Genomic DNA, 17926 nt, shown 5'->3' on the forward strand with positions numbered 1-17926 from the left:
TCTGGTACACATGTCTGATCTTCGTTTGCAGGAACGGGAGTATATCAAGCCAGCCCTGATCGCAGGCTTGCTTTGTGTATTCGTGTTTACAGTTATTGTTTATAGCGCCCTGAGTTATCAGGCAGGCCGGCAGGTTGCGGATATAAAAACTGCTGAACTGGCGAAAGCCAAACTGACTTCGGGGCTGCTGGAGCAGATTTTTGACTACACCGCTAACGACCTTCTGGCGATATCCAAACTACCCGCTACCGAACAGTTTAACCGGCAAAGAACAGAGCCAGAGAAGCAGTGGTTACAGCAGGTTTTCCGGGCACAACTTGAGCAGAAACCGATATACAGCCAGCTGCGCTTTCTTGACAGTGCGGGCATGGAGCTGGTGCGGCTTGAGAATTCATTCGGGCGCAGCGTCACTAAACGCGATAGCGCCTTACAGCCAAAAGGCGACCGGTATTACTTCATTAATACCTGGGGGCTTCCAGAGAACGAAGTGTACGTCTCTCCTCTGGACCTGAATGTCGAAAATGGCAAGGTCGATATTCCCTACCTTCCGATGATCCGCCTTGGTGTGAGGGTTTCAGACAGCACTGGCCCGAATCAGGGTGTCGTTATTCTCAATATGAAAGGGCAGGCTCTGCTGGACACCTTCAGGCTGAGTATGACTGACACCTACCCTGCATTTCTGCTCAACAGTGACGGCGATATTCTTTCCGGGCCCGATAGAAATAATGAGTGGGGTTTTATGTTTGGCCTGCCGCCGGCTTTCAAACGTGAGTATCCGCAGGCATGGCAGCAGATCGCACAAAGCGACGATGGTTATGTTGACACGCAGGAAGGTCTGTTCGTGTTTGAATCCGTCAGGCCGCTGCAACGCATGAATTCGTCGGCAGTTGGCGGGGATTACGTCTGGAAAGCTGTTTCTTTTATACCTCGTAACTCACTACCAACAACGGCCATTTTTTTGAACCCATGGGTTTGGAGCCTATACCTGGCTGGCGTGGTGATGGTGCTGGTGGCCGTGTTCTATTTCCAGTTTTCCCGCCATAAGCGGCGCCAGCTTAGGCGCGAAAAAAGTCAACAGGCCAAGCGGTTCTGGAAAATTTCCAGTGTGTTGGGAGATGGCCTGATTGTGATGGATAAAGATGGCATAGTTACCTACATCAACCCTGAGGCCGAGCGCATTCTGGGTTGGGGTTTTGACGAGGTAGTTGCTAAAAAAGGGCATCATATATTTCATATTCATGAGGGTAGTGAAACCGGTTGCTCTATCCTTAATGTGATGAAGACGCGCGAACTCTATCGCAGTAAAAATGAAGAGTTCCGCCGTAAAGACAATGTGACCATCCCCGTGACCCTGAACGCGGCGCCTTTAACCAGTGACACTGGAGATGAAGGTGTGGTGATCTCATTCCAGGATTTTTCCGAGACCAAACAGTACCAGGAAAAAATCCACACGCTTGCCTACCAGGATACTTTGACAGGCTTGCCCAACCGGCGGGGTCTGGAAGATCGTATGCAACTGGCGATTGAGCTCTCAACTCGCCATTCCTGTTATCTGGGGCTTATGTTCCTTGATCTTGATAACTTCAAAGCGGTTAATGACACCTATGGCCACGATGCTGGTGACGTGCTGTTAAAGGAAATAGCTGCCAGGTTGCAGGGCTGCGTTCGCGAAACCGATATGGTCGTGCGTATGGGCGGGGATGAGTTTATTGTACTGCTGACAGAAGTCTCTGCATCGGAAAATGCTGCAGTCGTAGCTGAAAAAATTATTCGGGCCGTTGGTGCACCTGTTGTGTTGCCTGAAGGCGAAGCACGTGTGGGTGTGAGCATTGGTATCGTTGTTGCCCGCGGTGCGGGTATTACCAGCGAAGGCCTTATGCAGGATGCTGATGCAGCTATGTATGAGGCTAAACGAGAGGGCAAAAACCGTTTTGTTATCAAGGAGAAACATCAGCCTGCTGATGTTCCAGGTAACGTAAGTCATTGAAAATATGAATGGTTGTTCATTTTTACAGATACAATACGTTAAGCGGAAATGATTCACACACCGACCATCCTGTGCCAGATTAGATCGATTCTTCTGATTATAACGAGGCGTCGATGTGAGAAAAAACCTACCGGTAACGGATACTGAGTACACCTTCCCGGAGTCGCAAAAGCTCATTTCGTCGACAGACCTGAACGGTACCATACGCCACTGCAATCAGGCGTTTGTAGATGTCAGCGGGTTTACGCGGGAAGAACTTTTTGGTCAGCCTCACAACATTGTTCGCCACCCCGATATGCCTCCGGCCGCATACGAAAACATGTGGTCTCACCTCAAAGCAGGCACCCCCTGGATGGGAATGGTTAAAAATCGCCGTAAAAATGGTGATTTTTACTGGGTCAGCGCCTACATAACGCCTGTCACCGAAAAAGGGGTGGTTGTTGGTTATGAATCGGTTCGCTCCTGCCCTACCAGAGAAAACATCCGGCGAGCAGAAAAACAATACGCAAGGATTCGTCAGGGCGGCTCAGATACTGCTCTGCTTCGCAGGTTCCCGGCAGAGGCACTGTTTCTGACGGCGGCTGTAATCCTGACTGTGCTTATGTACTACCTTGGCCAGGACTTACTGGCCCAGGCTACGTTGGTGCTTGGCGTTGCCGCTTACATTGTCTGGATACACCGTTCGCGCCGCCGGCTGATCAGCTCGGTAATGCAACTGCTTGAAAAGAGCTTTACCGACGATCTCGCAGCGCAGAGTTACACTGACGATGATCTCGGGCTGGGGCGAATGAAGGTTGCCATACTGGCTCAGAAAGCGCACCTCGATGCTGTTCTCACAAGGCTTGAAGATTCTGCCGGGCAGGTCAAAGCTGGAGCCATGCAAGGACTTGAAGTTACCTACGAATCCCATGAAGCCCTCCGGAAGCAGCAGGCCGAAATTGGCAATGTAGCTGCTTCAGTGAATGAGGTATCCCAGACTATTACCGAGGTGTCTTCCAACGTCCAGAATACCGCTCACAAAGCTGAAGAATCCCGTGAGCTGGCGGACAGCGGCATGGCTGTTATCGGAACAACCCGAAAAGTAATTGAGGGTCTGCAAACAAGCGTACACAGCATCAGCGAATCCGTCGGCGAGCTTGCGTCTGAAAGCCAGAAAATTGCGAACGCGACCAAGATCATTGAAGAAATTGCAGGGCAGACAAATCTGCTGGCGCTGAATGCGGCGATTGAAGCAGCCCGGGCCGGGGAGCATGGCCGTGGGTTTGCCGTTGTTGCGGATGAAGTGCGGGGCCTTGCAAAACGGACACAGGATTCAACGCAGGAAATTCACAGCATTATCGGTGCCCTGCTATCCCGGACATCTGCCTCTGTGCAGGCGACCGATGAGGGTAGAAAGTCGGCCGACAGCGGGCTTACGCATATGCTTGAAGCCGAAACCACGCTGGGGCAGATAGCCGGATCGGTTAGTACAATTGCTGAAATGTCTATCCATATGGCGGCTGCTGTAGAAGAGCAGGCTCAGGTATTTGACCAGATAAATGAGCAGGTTGAACACATCTCCAGCCTGGGCTCCGATAGCCTGCACAAGGGAGAACTGGCGATAAACCAGGTTCAGCAGATGGAAAACATAGCCGGGGAACTGCACGAGCTAGTAGTGAGATTCAAATAGGCTGGCGGGTAACAGGCTCCATAACGGTTTGTATTTGTAAAACAGTTGCTTATATTGTGCTCTGTCGATAATAAAAGAGTGCTTGCCGGCATGAGTCAATCGGTTGCCTACTACAACGAGCATGCGCAGGCGTTTCTGGATGAAACCCTCTATGTGGATATGTCTGCGCTGTACGATTCTTTTTTGCCGCATTTGCCCGAAAACGCCCACATTCTTGACGCTGGTTGCGGCTCCGGCCGCGATTCCCGTGAGTTTCTGGCTCGGGGTTATCGTGTTACTGCCTTTGATGCCTCCGACAAACTGGCCGGCCTTGCATCCCGCGCCATAAGCCATCCTGTTTCTGTTCGCACCTTTGATCAGGTAAGTGAGTATCAGACCTACGATGGCATCTGGGCCAGCGCCTTACACAAGGTAGGGAAGACTGCGATCTGGCAAACCGCTGATCGCAGGCCGGGGCGGGATGAGTATTGGTTAAACGGGGTTTTCCAGAAGTGCGACAACACCCGAGAGTAAACGTGGCCGGGAGCTAATTCATCACAAGGAACTAGGCCTGACGATCCACCTATTCGTGCGGGAGAATAAGTTATTTAACAAAAAGGCTGCCCCGTTTACCTACTACCGCAAATGGATTACCAGAGCCATGCAGTTACACCTCCTCTGGAAGGCTTGCGTTTAGCCTCTCAATGCAACTTCAACCTCGGCTGCATCGCCCGGCTTATTTTATCCATGAACCAGATCAGGCCGGTGCGGAGAAAACCGTGTAGCGCTACCTGGTGCATCCGGTACAGCGATACATAGAACAGGCGGGCCACCTTGCCTTCGATGTACATGCTGCGGCCCGAGAGGTTGCCCATCAGGTTGCCTACGGTGGTGTAGCGGCTGAAGTTGATCAGGGAGCCATAGTCGTTGTACACAAAGGGTACGGCGTCTTTGCCTTCCAGTCTGTTGCACAGGGTTTTGAACAGGGTGTCGGCTTGCTGGTGTGCTGCCTGGGCGCGGGGAGCTACAGGGCGGTCAGAATCCGGTTGCGGGCAGGCGGCGCAGTCGCCGAAAGCGAATATATCTGTATCCTGAGTAGTCTGGAGTGTTTGGTGTACAACCAGCTGGTTGCCACGATTGGATTCCAGTCCATCCAGGTTTGCCAGGAATGCAGGAGCTTTAATGCCAGCGGCCCATATGGTCATTTCCGATGCCAGTTCAGTGCCGTCTTTCAGTATTACTGCGTCGGGGCGAATCTCGCTCACAGGCTGGCCGTTCAGTACTTTTACGTGCTGGTGTTCCAGTTCTTTGGTGGCGGCTGCCGAAAGCCTGCCCGGCAGCGCAGGCAGAATCCTGTCGGCGGCCTCAATGACTGTGATGGATATATCAGAGGCTTTCAGGTGGTTCATGCCGTACACCGGCAATTCCCGCGAAGCCAGGCGCAGCTCTGCTGCAAGCTCAACACCCGTGGCACCTGCCCCGATTATGCTGATATTCAGTGTGTGATCCTGGCCTTGCTGGCCTTCGTGGTTTTTGCGCAGGAAGGCGTTTAGCAGCAGGTGGTGAAAACGTTGAGCCTGTTTCAGGCTATCCAGGAACAGGCAGTTCTCCTGTGCGCCCGGGGTGCCAAAATCGTTGGCGGTACTGCCCACGGCAATAACCAGCGTGTCGTATTTCAGGCGGCGTTCAGGTACAACTTCTTTACCGTCTTCATCAAGGAAGGGTGCTATCACCAGTTCTTTGGTCTCCCGGCTCAGGCCACTCATGCGCCCAAGCTGGAATTCGTAATGGTGTTTGCGGGCGTGGGCACGGTAATTGATTTCATTGGTGCTGGCATCCAGAGAGCCGGATGCAACTTCGTGTAGCAGAGGCTTCCAGACATGGGTCAGCCCGGCGTCAACGAGGGTAATGCGGGCTTTGCCTTTTTTGCCGAGTTTTCTGCCAAGGCTGGTAACCAGTTCAAGACCACCGGCACCGCCCCCGACCACCACGATATGATGAAGGTTTTCCATAGTAATAAGCCCTGTAAGTAAAGAGAGCCAAGCACTCTTTCAAAAAAACGCTTGGCTGTCGTCACTGGGGCCTGGTTACAAGGTAGGATACTAATGTTGCCGGAATGATAACGCGCTCCAGGCAGTCGGCACAATTAGTCGGAATGCCTATCTACTATTGGACATATAGCAAGAGACAGGAAAGCATGAAAATAGCAGTCTACTGTGGTTCCCGCTCTGGAAATGAGCCGCTATACGCTGAAAAAGCCAGAGAGCTGGGCCAGTTCTTCGGTAGTAACGGGATAGACCTGGTGTTTGGTGGTGGGCATGTGGGCCTTATGGGTATTACCGCCGATGCAGTGCTGGCCAGCGGCGGCAAGGTTTATGGTGTTATTCCCGAGCATCTGGTGAACCGGGAATTAGCACACCCGGGGCTTACTGAGCTTTTTGTTGTGAACGATATGCATGAGCGTAAAGCTAAAATGGCGGAGTTAGCCGATGGCTTTGTAGCCTTGCCAGGCGGAATAGGCACGTTGGAGGAAATTTTCGAAGTCTGGACATGGGCGCAGCTCGGTTTCCACAAAAAACCTTGTGCGTTCTATAACGTGGACGGGTTCTACAACTCGTTGCTGGAGATGATTAAATCCATGGTGGCTGCAGGGTTTGTCAAGCAACGCTATCTCGACATGATCGTGCTGGCGCAATCCCCTTCGGAACTGCTTGATGGCTTCAGATCGTACGTTCCCCCCCGGGAAAAGTGGACCTGAGCGGCGCCAGCGTCATGAATGTTCTCAAAGCCGGCTGACTCTGCTCATTAGCCGGCTCCAGTCGATCGGCAAGCGTTTTTCGAGGCTGGAAAGTAAAGGGTCTTTCGGGTGCATTGGCTCGAAGGGCTTTTTGCTGGCGTAAACAATGGTGTTGTTGGTTTTGCTTTTGAATACCAGCAGCGCTGCAAAGTGTTTCCTCAACTGGCGAAAATAAGGCCCTTCTGCGTCGGGTGCTCTGTGGTAATTCAGAACCAGCCAGCCGCTGGGGCTCAGCACCCGGCTGCAGCTTTCTACAAACTGGCGCTGCGCCTGGGCGGGGCTCATGCGGTCTGCGTTGTACAGGTCGGACAGGATCATGTCGGTGCTGGCATCAGGCAGATCGTTCAGGGCGTTTCGGGCATCGGCAATGGTGACGCTCAGGCGGTCACTATCCGGTAAACCGAAGTATTCCCTGGCCACATCCAACACTGCTTGTCGCAGTTCAACCGCGTGAACCCTGCATTCCGGATAAAGGTGATGGAACGCGTTGGCCATCACTCCGCCGCCGAGCCCCAGTATGGTTACGTGGCGGGGGTTGATAAAGGCAGCCGGCAACAGCATGGCACGGTTGTATTCGTGCACGGGAAGGTGGGGGTATCGCCGGTCGATCTTGCTTTGTTCAAACACTGAATTGAAGGTCAGTACCCGGTGTTTACGGTAGTCGATCACCAGAATGCTGCCGATTTTGTCCCGGCTGTGGTGAATAATCTCGCCTTTATTGAACATGCGGTGCTCTTTGAGGAAGTCGGGGTTAGCGATCCAGGTGTTTGATAACGTCTTTGGCTCCAGCCGTGCGGGCGAGGCTTAGTGCGGTTTCGCCATCTGCGTTCTGCAGTGCCGGGTTGGCGCCTTTTTCCAGCAGAAGTTGTACCGTATCTGCATGGCCGTTGCGGGCCGCGAGCATCAGAAGGCTTTCGCCGTTGCTGGTGCGCATGTTCACCGGGACGCCTGCATCCAGCATTACGCTCAGTGGTCCGGCGCCGCCGTTTCGTGCCAGCTCAAAAATGCCCTGGGCGAAGGCGATGGCGTCTTCGTCCATCTTGTTCTCTGGCGATTGCGGCTGGCCGGGTTTTTGCTCGTTCATCTGGTCTCCGTTATAAGTGTTGCTGAATGGTCGGTTGGACATACGTACGATACCGCTGATACAAGGTTTTATCACAGAATGGATCTGTCTCTGGCACAATCACTGACTCAGATCTCAGTTATTAACTGCATTAAACGACAGGAGAAAGCACCATGAAACTGAACGTTGAGGGTATTGAAGAGGGCAAGCCGGTCCCGGAGATATTCGCGTTCGGCGTGTTCAATCCGGAAGATCATATGAGTTTTGGCCCTAATCGCAACCCCGGGATGTCCTGGGAAGGCGCGCCGAAGGGCACAAAAAGCTTTGTGGTGATGATGTTTGATCCGGATGTGCCCAGTATTGCGGACGATGCGAATCAGGAAGGTAAAACGATTTCGAAAGATATTCCGCGGGTGGACTTTTTCCACTGGTTGCTGGTGGATATTCCCGCCGGTGTCAGCCGTATTCCCGAGGGTGAAGACAGTGATGGTGTAACGCCTAAAGGCAAAGACACAGGTGCCGGCCCGATAGGCCTGCGCGGGGTGAACAACTTCACTCAGTTTCTGGCTGGAAACCCGGATATGGCAGGTACCTACGGTGGCTACGACGGCCCCTGCCCGCCCTGGAACGATGAGCTTCTGCACCACTATCATTATGAAGTGCATGCACTGGATGTTGAGTCCCTGGGGCTGTCCGGAGAGTTTGATGGTGAAGCGGTGCGCAACGCCATGGCAGGCCATATTCTGGCCAGTGCCAGGGTGACAGGAACCTATACACTGAATCCGGAGTTGCGCTAGCAGCAGGTTGCGGTAAAGACGGGCTCGGGCGGTGCTCCGGAGTGGGTGCCACCTGTCCCCGGGATCTTTTGATATTCAAAAATAGAATAATAGTAGATCTGTAAATTCACTTTTTGCAGGTCCATAATGGCGCCCATGAATTCATCCGTTATGGAGAAAACCGCATGGGCCGCCTTTTCATCGTTATCCTGCTTCTGGCCAGTTCACTGGCAACGGCCGGCACAGATACACCACCTCTGGTTGATGCCGTCTGGCTGAAATCCCACCTTGGTCAGGACAATATTGTGGTTCTGGATGTGAGATCCGGTATCGATAATGGCGGTGATCGAAGCAGTTTCCAGAAAGCCCATATCCCCGGCTCGGTTTACAGCAGCTATACAGACGATGGCTGGCGCGAAAGCCGCGATGGTGTTCAGGGTGTCTTGCCTCCGGTAAAGAGTATGGAACGGCTGATCGGCGGTCTGGGTATTGGTAACGAAGCTACTGTGGTGATTGTTCCGGCAGGAACTGGTGCCACCGATTTTGGCAGTGCGGCGCGGGTCTTCTGGACGTTCCGTGTGCTGGGGCATGATGAAGTTACCATTCTGAATGGTGGTTTTGCCGGCTGGCAGGCAGAAGGGTATGAAGTGGCCAGCGGTGAAGGTGCAGATCGCCCGTTTGCTGATTTCAAAGGTTCCGTGCAGGAAGAGCTGATCGCGTCCCTTGATGAAGTAGAGCATGCCCGGGAGAATCAGGGGCAACTGGTCGATGCCCGCCCGGAGGATTACTTCCGTGGTGAGACGGCCTCACCGGCAGCCAAGGCACCCGGTACCATTCCCGGCTCTTTTAACCTGCCCCATTATCAGTTTGTCAGTGAGGTATCCGATGTGTGGTATCTCAATGAAGACAGTATTACTGAGAGTGTTGAACGGGCGAATCTGAACGCCAACAGCCGCACCATCGCTTTCTGCAACACTGGCCACTGGGCTGCTACCGACTGGTTTGTATTGAGTGAACTGGCGGGCTTCAGCGAAGTTGCGCTGTACGATGGTTCCATGTCGGAATGGAGCCAGGACAGCGATCGCCCTATGCAGGTTGCCAAACGCGGCCTTGGAAAACTTCTCGATTTCTTTAACTGAGTACAATTGAATGAGTGAATCTGCTGTACTTCAGGCTGGGATGAAGCCGTCGGCCTGGATTGTTGACCGTTTCGTGGTTTTGACGGCGCTTGCCGGGTTGGGCGTGCTTGGCGGGCTTATCTGGCTGGAAACGGCACCGTTTATGGTTGCCCTGTTTGCGATCGGTACGGTGCTGGGTATGGCCCTGTACCACGGTGCTTTCGGATTTACAGCAGGCTGGCGTAATCTGGTGCTTAAAAAGCGCGGTGCCGGTATGCGAGCCCAGCTGATGCTGTTTGCCCTGTCTTCTCTGATTATGGTGCCCATGCTCTACAGCGGGCAGGCCGGCCTTGTGGGTGCTGTTGCGCCTGTGGGTACGTCTCTGGTTGTTGGTTCTTTCATGTTCGGGATTGGCATGCAGCTGGGTGGCGGTTGTGGTTCGGGCACGCTGTTTACTGTAGGTGCCGGTAATATCCGCATGGTAGTTACCCTGGTATTTTTTATTGCCGGTGCGGTGCTTGGCTCTATCCATCTGCCCTGGTGGCTGGATCAGCCCGGCTTCGATCCGGTACCTCTGGTTAATACCTTCGGTGTCAGCGGTGCGATTATTGTTCAGCTTCTGGCTTTGGGCCTGATAGCTCGCTGGGTCAACCGGGTTGAGCGCAAGGCCCACGGAACTATCGAGCGGAACGAACTGCTCTGGAAAGGTCAGGAACACGGTGTTTTGAGGACTCTGATCAGCGGTCGCTGGCCGTTTACCTGGGCCATCCTGATTCTGGCTGCGGGAAACGCACTGACACTGGGTATCGGTGGTTCGCCCTGGAGTGTGACCTTTGCTTTTAACGTATGGGGTGCCAAGGCCCTTGAAGCTGTCGGCGTAAATATGTCGCAGTTTGAGTTCTGGCAGTGGGACTACCCGGCGATGGCGCTCAAGGATTCCCTGCTGACCAATATTCCTTCGGTAATGAACTTCGGGTTGTTGCTTGGTGCCATGCTGGCGGCAGGCCTTGCCAATCGCTTTAACGAGGCCAGCCGGAACCGTCCCCAGCGCCGTCCACTGCTGGCCGCCGTGGTGGGTGGACTGCTTCTTGGTTACGGCGCCCGTTTGGGGTTCGGCTGCAATATTGGCGCGCTGTTTTCCGGTATTTCATCGGCCAGCCTGCACGCGTGGATCTGGTTTGCCTGTGCTTTCGCAGGGTCGTTTGTAGGTATTCGCCTGCGCCCCTGGTTCCGGTTACCTGAGTGATATGGAGAAGCTAGCCACTATGGACAAAGCATATAGCCGGGGCCGGATTCTGATCATGCTTGGCGTTATTCTGGCGCTGATTGTGGTGGATCACCTTAACAGCCCCACCTTTGCCTTTAATTCCGGGCAGGGGAATGTACAAACCGCACTGACGCAGCGGGATGAATCCGCCTGTGCACCTTGCGGCGCACCCTGCCCCTCAACCCGCAACTGAGGCAGATCAGAGGTCTGCCCAGTTGATAGCCCTGAAATCGAAGTTGTCTTCCAGCGTTGGTTTGATTATCCGGAAATACGGGGATGCATCGAAATCCCTCGGTGTGAACAAGGATGTTTGCCGGATCCTGTAATGCTCACGAATGCAGTCTGTGCAGTCTGGATCGCCTGATGGCATGGTGTTGATGGTCGGCAGGATCGGATAGCGCAGGCGCTGGAATCCTTCGGCAATAAACGTGGAACAGATAGCCCGGGTAGGGTCGCCGCTGCCAAATGACAGCAGTTTATATCTGTGTCGTGCAGGCACCGGGGGCGTCTGGATAAGGTAGCGTGCCAGATCAAATACGTTCTTCATATCATACTGGTGGCCCAGCCGGCTCAGGGCATAGTCTGTGAGCGCGTGAATGTTCTCTTCATTCAACCCCACCGGACGACAGATGCGGGTATGGCTGTGGCGGTAGAAGGAGAGCGGTAAGGGGCGGATACCGGCTTCCAGGTCCGCTTCGATCAGTGTGCAGGGCTCTCCGTCTTCTGATGTTCCCAGGCCAGCATCAGGCCCCAGATACAGAGCCGCATGAGACCAGGTTGATTGGGTCAGGTATTTTATAGCCACGCTGATGCGGGCATCACCTTCCACCAGCAGAACATCTCCGGGCTGGAGTGCTCTTTCCAGAGCTTCGTAGGTTGATGTGGGCACTGAATGCTGTGCCACCTGCCTGGAAAGGTAAGCGGCGAGGTGTTTCGCCAGCCAGTTCAAAAGCATTCTTCACTCCGGTTGTGTGTTGATAGCCCCCAACAGGCAGAACCCCAGGAGGCCTGGGGTTCGTCCGGGTTTGTGAAGCAGGGTTCACTGCTTAGCTGACTGAACCCTGGTTCCCACCCTCCTGGATATGGTAGCAGGATGGGTTGTTTCCGCGCTCGATATCTTCGGCACTTACGCCTTCTGCATGTGCTGTTGCTGTGAATGCCAAAACAATAAGAGCGCCTGCCAGTGTTAAGGTTTTCATGATTCTGTTCCTTTTGGTTTGTATAGAGGCCACATTCGCGTTGCTGTGAATTCAGTCAACATCCTGATGTGTGGCTTGCACTCTTTGGACACACCAACAATCCGAGTGTTACGGATTATTTGCATGCTGGAGAGGGCGGGAACGTCAGTCTCGTTTATTTCATTTCTTCAGGTGTTGGGGGTGTAACAAAACAGCCCTGGCCGTGTCTGTAGTCATCGTCTTGCAGTACTAATGATTAAACTGATCCGGGAGTGACTATGAGTAGATATCGGCTAGTGACAGGTTTTTTTGCATGGGTCCTTCTGCCGGGCCTGGTTTGGGCAGATGTTAATGAGGAGCTATACCAGCCATACCAGCGCCTGCTTTCGGGTTATCTCATCGAACAGGCATTGCCCGGTGACGGATTGGTTTCTGCTTTTGATTACTCCTCTGCCTTGGCGGATACAGATCTGGTGCAGTTGCTGGAACAGCAACGCAATGCTCTGGCGGAATTTGATGTCGGGACCCTGGAAGCCCGGGGAGAGTCGGTAGCCTTCTGGATTAATGCCTACAATTTTTTCATGCTTGAACAGATTCTTACGGAGCGGCCGGGTGGTGAACTTGTCACATCCGTCTGGGATTACGGTGGCCGGGTCAATCCGTTTGTTGACAGTGTTTTTGATCGGGAAAACTTCGTGATTGGTGGGGAGCGATTCAGCCTGAGCCAGATCGAAAAAGGCGTATTGCTGGGTGAGGGCTATCAAACCAGGGGTTGGAAGGATGCCCGGGTTCACTTCGCCGTAAACTGCGCATCAGTGGGTTGCCCGCCGTTACGTGATCAGGTCTACACGGCCACCAACCTTGAGGATCTGTTGCAGGAGAACACTCGCCGGGCGTTCAATACCCAGCACCATCTTAAGGTGTCAGGCAACACTTTGTATGGCACAGAGCTGTTCAAGTGGTACAAGCAGGACTTTGTTGAGGCTGAGGGCTCGGTGAGGGCCTTTATCCGGCGTTGGGCCAGCGACACTGTTGCAGAGCAGGTGGCGGGGACGAATGAGCTGGATTACATCGATTATGACTGGTCTCTTAATCTGCCTGCGAATATGGGAATAGCGGGTTCCAAATGAAGCAGGTGCCAGTGCATAGTTACCTCATGGCCAGTAGAATAACCTGATGAACCGTTCACAATGGGCTTTCCGTTTTACTTTTCTGATCATTATCGCATTCGTGATGGGGGGCATCTGGCTGCTTCTTCGTCAGTTGGGTATGCCGGTAAGTCTGGCGCCGGAAGCTTTGTCTGAGTGGTTTAACGGTCAGGGGGTGTTTGGGCCATTGTTGCTGATGCTGCTGATGGTCCTCGCAGTGGTTGTCGGGCCGATTCCTACATTGCCCATTAGCGCAGCCTCAGGGCTTGCATACGGCATGTTCACGGGAACTGCGGTTGCGGTGTCGGGCGCCCTTGCCGGATCCATTATTGCTTTTTATCTGGCCCGGATTCTGGGGCGTGAGGCGGTCCGGCGCAAACTGGGGAACAACCCGGTTTTCTCTGCCTCCGGATCCCAGCGCTTTCTGTTCATCGCGGTGGCGCTGACGCGCCTGATTCCGCTGTTTTCCTTTGCTCTGATCAGCTATGCAGCCGGCGTCACTGCAATATCCTTCTGGCGTTATGCGATCGCGACAACTCTGGGGATGCTCCCCATGACGTTTGTGTTTGCCGGGCTGGGCCACAGTTTTGAACTCAGCCCCGCGCTGACGGTGGTTGCCGCGGTTGCCATCCTTCTGATCATGAGCATACTCCCGCTGTATCTCAGCAGGAATCCTGGTTCCCGCCTGTCTCGTTTTCTGCAGCTGGACAGAGCCTGAAGTTTCAGGTGCTGTCTGTGTAACAGAGGGATCTTGTCTTGGTTCCTGTCCTTTTTTGATACCATAATGAACCTTCAGCAATCGTCTGCACTATATAATATGCGCAAATCACGGGTAGCCTTATGTCCTTTCTGAAAACTCTGCGTCGCCCGTTCCAACATTGCCGTGAGGCTTATGAGCTGGCGGTAGGCTATGGTACGCCTCGCCGTGCTGCGAAGCTGGCTGCAATCGTTGGCACGCTTCTGGTTCTGATCAATCAGTGGGAGGCGATTGCTGGTGCGGGTTCGGTGGACTGGGTAAAGGTGGTGCTGACTTATTGCGTTCCATATATGGTGTCAACGTATACCAGCGTCAGCAAGGACCTTCACCTTCGCCGGGACGCCGAGGTCGCGGAACAGAGGGTGCATGAGGAAGCACAACAGATTCAGTCCCGGGAAGGTGTTTTGTAGCATTCCGGAACAGGGCGTTACCCCTGAGGGCCGGGTGAGTCGGAAAACCCGCCGGCCCCAGTCGTTTAATCAATGATTTCGCTGATCTGAACGGCAGGTTGTACGTTCGTGAAATTCGGGATATCCCTCAGAATCTCGTTGGCGTGGGGTCCGAACGCTGCCTCGAAGTCACTTACAGAGTCAAAAAACAAATGTCCCATGGCTATGTAGACGGGTGGTTCTCCCGGTGCACCTCCTGCCAGTCCTGATTCGATAGCCGTTCCCTTGCAGGCGTCTCCGAGTTTTTCACGAACCAGTGCCATATGAGTGTCACGGTAATAGGCTATGTCGAAAGTGCTATCTGCAGTCCTGGGGTAGAGTACGCTGACTTTTATCATTGTTGGGGCCTCGCCTGTTGGAGTTCGAACATGAGACCTTCATTGAACCGCGCCAGGTGCGTTTGGCCAATGGCACTTTAGAACAAGATTTGAATGATCACTCTTTCTCCCCGTCCCCGGGTTTCCATGTTTTGAGTGCTTCCGCTACCCGCTCGTCAATCCGGCGCATGAATTCCTCGTCCGGCCTGCCTGATGAGTGAGCCCTCATCAGGTCTGTGCTGGCGCGGAGGTTGCCGATGAATGTGCGGCAGTCCTTGCACATCATCAGGTGCATTTTCACGGACAGGTTCTGCCGGCTCGTGAGTTCACCATCTATGTAGTCACTGGCTATGCCTGCCAGATCCCTGCACATTAACATTCGCCTGTCTCCTGAAACGTTTCTACCATCAGAAAGATCTTCTGCCTTGCGCGGTGTAAAAGTACACGAAGGTTAGATGCACTGACATCCAGAATGTTACAGACATCTTCAGATTTGTGCTGGTGGGCCTCATAAAGCATCAGAGCTGAGCGCTGGGTTTCAGGCAGTGCCGACAGGTGTTTGTCCAGGCAACCACTGAGCGCATCATTTTCCATTAATGTATCTGCGGATTCATGGAACTTGAGCTTGGGTGGCAGGTCCCAGCGGCCTTGTGCATTGAAACGGTCGGCAAGTTCCGGGTCGAGGCTTTCTGAAAAGTCAGTGGCTACCTCCCTGTTGCTGGTCCGGAGCTTGTTCTTGCAGCGGTTAGCGACGATTCGGTGCAGCCAGGTTTTCAGGCCGGAACGGCCTTCAAACTTCTGAATGGCATCAATCACCGTAACCCAGCAGTCCTGGACTATTTCCTCAGCACTGGAGTGGTCCAGATAGAACCGGGCTACAGCTAACATTCCCGGAGAGTATTCCCGAACTGCCTCTTTGTAGGCGGATGAATTGCCTCGTTTCAGGTCGTCGATCAGTGAACTTTGCGGGTCCGGATGCGCTGTAGTGGCCATGGATTTCCGTTCCTTATCAGTCTTTGGATAGTCATTTTTTTTTTAGTGTTTCTGATTCGGTAAAAGTTCCTGTATTTTAGAGCGATCGCTCAAAAATTTTAATTCAGCCCTGTGTAACATTTAGCTGGTGACCGTGTCTGAATGAAATCAACGAACTGATTCCAATATTTTAAAAGGCATGGATATGACTCGTAGCAAGCTTTTACTTCTTTTGGTCATTGCTGTGATCGTTGCCGTTTTTCTCGGCTTCGACGGGCACAAGCTGCTGACCCTCGAGAACCTGCAGGCAAACCAGAGTGCCCTTGCACAATGGATTGACCAGAACCTTCTGGTGGCGGTTGTCGGCTATGCTGCCATTTATGTGGTAGTAACTGCTCTGTCGTTACCTGGGGCCACCATAATGACTTTGGCAGGCGGTGCCTTTTTAGGCAACTTTTATGGCCTGGTGGCGGTTTCGATTGCGTCAACCCTGGGTGCATCTCTGGCGTTTCTGGTGGCCAGATTCCTCATGCGGGACACATTGCGCAAGCGCTATGCGGAAACCGTTGCGAAGATGGATCGGGGAATTTCAAAAGACGGTGCGTTTTATCTGGCTACTCTGCGGCTGGTACCGGTATTCCCCTTTTTCCTGATTAACCTCGCCATGGGCCTGACGTCTATGAAGCTGCGGACCTACGCTCTGGTAAGCTGGATTGCCATGCTTCCCGGGACTTTTGTCTTCGTCAATGCCGGTACCCAGCTGGGTCAGATCCAGTCTACGAGTGATATCGTTTCCGCTGACCTGCTGCTTTCCTTTGCCCTGCTCGGAATTTTCCCTCTGATTGCCAAGTTCGTGGTGGGCTTTATCCGCCGCCGCAAGGTATATGCCGGCTGGCAGAAGCCTGAGAGTTTTGATTACAACCTGTTGGTGATTGGCGGTGGCTCGGCAGGTCTGGTCTCGGCTTACATTGCCAGCGCTGTTAAGGCCAAAGTAGCTCTGATTGAAAAGCACAAGATGGGTGGTGACTGCCTGAACACAGGTTGTGTGCCGTCCAAGGCACTGATCCGCAGCGCCAAGGCTGCCGATACCATGCGTAATGCCAACCGCTACGGCCTGGAGTCAGTGCCGGTTAAAGGTTCCTTCAAGAACATCATGAACCGTGTTCAAGAGGTGATTGCGAAGGTAGAGCCCCATGACTCCCCTGAGCGGTACAGCAAACTGGGCGTGGATTGCATCTCGGGAGAGGCAAGCTTTGTATCGCCCTGGGAACTGGAGGTCAGGCACAACGACGGTCGCACTGAGCGGTTGACTGCTCGCAGCATTATCGTTGCCACTGGGGGAAAACCGGCCATGCCGCCGATTCCAGGGCTTGCAGAAATGGAACCTCTGAACTCCGACAACCTGTGGAATTTGCAGGAGCAGCCGGAGCGGTTGCTGGTGCTGGGCGGCGGTCCGATCGGTTCCGAGCTGGCCCATGCTTTTGCCCGCCTGGGTAGTCAGGTGATTCAGGTAGAAAGGGGTGACCGGTTGCTGGCGAAAGAAGACAGTGATGTATCAGAACTGGTGAAACTCCAGTTTGAAAAAGATGGTATCGATCTTCGCCTGGAACATTCGGCAAAGGAATTCGCCATCGAAGATGGAGAAAAAGTAGTCTACTGCGAGCATAAGGGCGAACGGGTTCGTATTGCTTTTGATCAGGTGCTGGTCGCAGTGGGCCGGGCCCCGAACACCAAAGGCCTGGGGCTCGACAAGATTGGTATCGAAACCCTGCCCAATGGAACTGTGCCCGTTGAAGACGATATGAGCCTTCGTTACCCCAACGTGTTCGCCTGTGGTGATGTGGCTGGCCCGTATCAGTTTACTCATGCGGCTGCTCACCAGGCCTGGTATGCGGCGGTAAACGGCTTGTTTGGCCAGTTCAAGCGTTTCCGGGTGGATTATCGGGTAATGCCCTGGGTGACATTTACGTCGCCAGAGGTGGCTCGGGTTGGGCTCAGTGAAGCTGAGGCCAGAGAACAGGGTGTTGCATACGAAATCACCCGATACGGTCTTGATGATCTGGATCGTGCAATTACCGAGGGTGAAGACTACGGTTTTATAAAGATCCTGACGCAGCCCGGCAAGGACAAGATCCTTGGTGTGGTGGTGGCCGGCTCCCATGCGGGCGAGATTCTCGCGGAATTCACTCTGGCAATGAAGCATGGGCTGGGTCTGAACAAGATTCTGGGGACGGTTCACCCCTACCCGACATGGAATGAGTCGGCCAAATACGCGGCTGGAGAGTGGAAGCGTGCCCATGCCCCTGAAGGTATTCTGAAGCTGCTGGAGAAACTGCACAGCTGGCGTCGGGGCAAAGGCCAGACCAATTCAGCCCAGCGAAACGTATAGAAATAACCGGGTGCTGAAAACCTCGGGCGACAGTCGCAACAATCGGCGTCAACCGTGATC

At 53.7% G+C, this 17926-nt stretch carries 21 protein-coding genes; 13 read left to right on the forward strand and 8 right to left on the reverse strand.

Going from position 1 to position 17926, the window contains the following annotated elements; all coding sequences use genetic code 11:
* Nucleotides 1–10: 10 nt before the first annotated feature.
* The 4 genes from CPA50_RS11820 (at nucleotide 11) to CPA50_RS19940 (ending at nucleotide 4332) form a co-directional block, all read left to right on the forward strand.
* Nucleotides 11–1987 (forward strand): diguanylate cyclase domain-containing protein, encoded by a 1977-nt coding sequence (locus CPA50_RS11820; RefSeq protein ID WP_096782711.1) that lies wholly within the window; start codon nucleotides 11–13, stop codon nucleotides 1985–1987.
* A gap of 115 nt (nucleotides 1988–2102) precedes the next feature.
* On the forward strand, nucleotides 2103–3656 hold the full coding sequence (locus CPA50_RS11825; RefSeq protein ID WP_096782712.1) for a methyl-accepting chemotaxis protein: 1554 nt from the start codon (nucleotides 2103–2105) through the stop codon (nucleotides 3654–3656).
* 90 nt (nucleotides 3657–3746) lie between these two features.
* A complete protein-coding gene (locus CPA50_RS11830) occupies nucleotides 3747–4169 on the forward strand; it encodes a class I SAM-dependent methyltransferase (protein WP_096782713.1) in 423 nt (140 codons plus the stop codon).
* Between the two features lie 16 nt (nucleotides 4170–4185).
* The gene (locus tag CPA50_RS19940; protein WP_227519646.1) at nucleotides 4186–4332 is read left to right on the forward strand and encodes a hypothetical protein; all 147 of its coding nucleotides are present in this window, start codon (nucleotides 4186–4188) and stop codon (nucleotides 4330–4332) included.
* Between the two features lie 4 nt (nucleotides 4333–4336).
* Here CPA50_RS19940 and CPA50_RS11835 read toward each other — a convergent pair whose 3' ends face one another.
* On the reverse strand, nucleotides 4337–5647 hold the full coding sequence (locus CPA50_RS11835; RefSeq protein ID WP_096782714.1) for an NAD(P)/FAD-dependent oxidoreductase: 1311 nt from the start codon (nucleotides 5645–5647) through the stop codon (nucleotides 4337–4339).
* Nucleotides 5648–5832: 185 nt separating this feature from the next.
* Here CPA50_RS11835 and CPA50_RS11840 point away from each other — a divergent pair, with 185 nt between their 5' ends.
* The gene (locus tag CPA50_RS11840) at nucleotides 5833–6393 is read left to right on the forward strand and encodes a TIGR00730 family Rossman fold protein (RefSeq protein WP_096782715.1); all 561 of its coding nucleotides are present in this window, start codon (nucleotides 5833–5835) and stop codon (nucleotides 6391–6393) included.
* Nucleotides 6394–6417: 24 nt separating this feature from the next.
* Here the strand turns inward: CPA50_RS11840 and CPA50_RS11845 are convergent, their stop codons facing one another.
* Both CPA50_RS11845 and CPA50_RS11850 read right to left on the reverse strand, forming a co-directional pair.
* Nucleotides 6418–7158: a spermidine synthase gene (locus CPA50_RS11845; protein ID WP_096782716.1), complete on the reverse strand. Its 741-nt coding sequence runs from the start codon at nucleotides 7156–7158 to the stop codon at nucleotides 6418–6420.
* Nucleotides 7159–7183: 25 nt separating this feature from the next.
* Nucleotides 7184–7516: an ankyrin repeat domain-containing protein gene (locus CPA50_RS11850; RefSeq protein WP_096782717.1), complete on the reverse strand. Its 333-nt coding sequence runs from the start codon at nucleotides 7514–7516 to the stop codon at nucleotides 7184–7186.
* Between the two features lie 152 nt (nucleotides 7517–7668).
* On the opposite strand from CPA50_RS11850, the gene CPA50_RS11855 reads away from it, so the two are divergent.
* The 4 genes from CPA50_RS11855 to CPA50_RS11870 all read left to right on the forward strand — a co-directional run bounded on the left by CPA50_RS11855 (nucleotide 7669) and on the right by CPA50_RS11870 (nucleotide 10849).
* Entirely contained in the window at nucleotides 7669–8292 is a 624-nt protein-coding gene (locus tag CPA50_RS11855; protein WP_096782718.1) for a YbhB/YbcL family Raf kinase inhibitor-like protein, read from the forward strand.
* Nucleotides 8293–8456: 164 nt separating this feature from the next.
* Nucleotides 8457–9410 carry a sulfurtransferase gene (locus CPA50_RS11860; protein ID WP_096782719.1) on the forward strand — a complete coding sequence of 318 codons (954 nt, stop codon included), beginning with the start codon at nucleotides 8457–8459 and terminating at the stop codon, nucleotides 9408–9410.
* 10 nt (nucleotides 9411–9420) lie between these two features.
* A complete protein-coding gene (locus tag CPA50_RS11865) occupies nucleotides 9421–10635 on the forward strand; it encodes a YeeE/YedE family protein (RefSeq protein ID WP_096782720.1) in 1215 nt (404 codons plus the stop codon).
* A 19-nt stretch (nucleotides 10636–10654) separates the two neighbouring features.
* Complete coding sequence (locus CPA50_RS11870) at nucleotides 10655–10849, forward strand: hypothetical protein (RefSeq protein WP_096782721.1); 195 nt, start codon at nucleotides 10655–10657, stop codon at nucleotides 10847–10849.
* 6 nt (nucleotides 10850–10855) lie between these two features.
* On the opposite strand, the gene CPA50_RS11875 is transcribed toward CPA50_RS11870, so the two are convergent.
* Together CPA50_RS11875 and CPA50_RS19465 are read right to left on the reverse strand one after the other, a co-directional pair.
* Nucleotides 10856–11611 (reverse strand): YiiX/YebB-like N1pC/P60 family cysteine hydrolase, encoded by a 756-nt coding sequence (locus tag CPA50_RS11875; protein WP_096782722.1) that lies wholly within the window; start codon nucleotides 11609–11611, stop codon nucleotides 10856–10858.
* Between the two features lie 91 nt (nucleotides 11612–11702).
* Nucleotides 11703–11855 (reverse strand): hypothetical protein, encoded by a 153-nt coding sequence (locus CPA50_RS19465; RefSeq protein ID WP_179397214.1) that lies wholly within the window; start codon nucleotides 11853–11855, stop codon nucleotides 11703–11705.
* 257 nt (nucleotides 11856–12112) lie between these two features.
* Between CPA50_RS19465 and CPA50_RS11880 the strand changes: the two genes are divergently transcribed.
* The 3 genes from CPA50_RS11880 to nrtS all read left to right on the forward strand — a co-directional run bounded on the left by CPA50_RS11880 (nucleotide 12113) and on the right by nrtS (nucleotide 14149).
* The gene (locus tag CPA50_RS11880) at nucleotides 12113–12964 is read left to right on the forward strand and encodes a DUF547 domain-containing protein (protein ID WP_179397215.1); all 852 of its coding nucleotides are present in this window, start codon (nucleotides 12113–12115) and stop codon (nucleotides 12962–12964) included.
* A 46-nt stretch (nucleotides 12965–13010) separates the two neighbouring features.
* Nucleotides 13011–13700 (forward strand): TVP38/TMEM64 family protein, encoded by a 690-nt coding sequence (locus CPA50_RS11885; RefSeq protein WP_096782724.1) that lies wholly within the window; start codon nucleotides 13011–13013, stop codon nucleotides 13698–13700.
* Between the two features lie 122 nt (nucleotides 13701–13822).
* Complete coding sequence (gene nrtS / locus CPA50_RS11890; protein WP_096782725.1) at nucleotides 13823–14149, forward strand: nitrate/nitrite transporter NrtS; 327 nt, start codon at nucleotides 13823–13825, stop codon at nucleotides 14147–14149.
* A 65-nt stretch (nucleotides 14150–14214) separates the two neighbouring features.
* Here the strand turns inward: nrtS and CPA50_RS11895 are convergent, their stop codons facing one another.
* The 3 genes from CPA50_RS11895 to CPA50_RS11905 all read right to left on the reverse strand — a co-directional run bounded on the left by CPA50_RS11895 (nucleotide 14215) and on the right by CPA50_RS11905 (nucleotide 15498).
* Nucleotides 14215–14526, reverse strand: coding sequence for an EthD family reductase (locus CPA50_RS11895; RefSeq protein WP_096782726.1), 312 nt, complete (start codon nucleotides 14524–14526; stop codon nucleotides 14215–14217).
* A 97-nt stretch (nucleotides 14527–14623) separates the two neighbouring features.
* Nucleotides 14624–14884, reverse strand: coding sequence for a zf-HC2 domain-containing protein (locus tag CPA50_RS11900; RefSeq protein WP_096782727.1), 261 nt, complete (start codon nucleotides 14882–14884; stop codon nucleotides 14624–14626).
* On the reverse strand, nucleotides 14878–15498 hold the full coding sequence (locus CPA50_RS11905) for an RNA polymerase sigma factor (RefSeq protein WP_096782728.1): 621 nt from the start codon (nucleotides 15496–15498) through the stop codon (nucleotides 14878–14880). Before CPA50_RS11905 ends, CPA50_RS11900 begins: the two co-directional genes overlap by 7 nt.
* A gap of 184 nt (nucleotides 15499–15682) precedes the next feature.
* Here CPA50_RS11905 and CPA50_RS11910 point away from each other — a divergent pair, with 184 nt between their 5' ends.
* Nucleotides 15683–17866 carry an FAD-dependent oxidoreductase gene (locus CPA50_RS11910; protein WP_096782729.1) on the forward strand — a complete coding sequence of 728 codons (2184 nt, stop codon included), beginning with the start codon at nucleotides 15683–15685 and terminating at the stop codon, nucleotides 17864–17866.
* Nucleotides 17867–17926: the final 60 nt, after the last annotated feature.

This window comes from Marinobacter sp. ANT_B65 (assembly GCF_002407605.1).
GTDB lineage: Bacteria > Pseudomonadota > Gammaproteobacteria > Pseudomonadales > Oleiphilaceae > Marinobacter.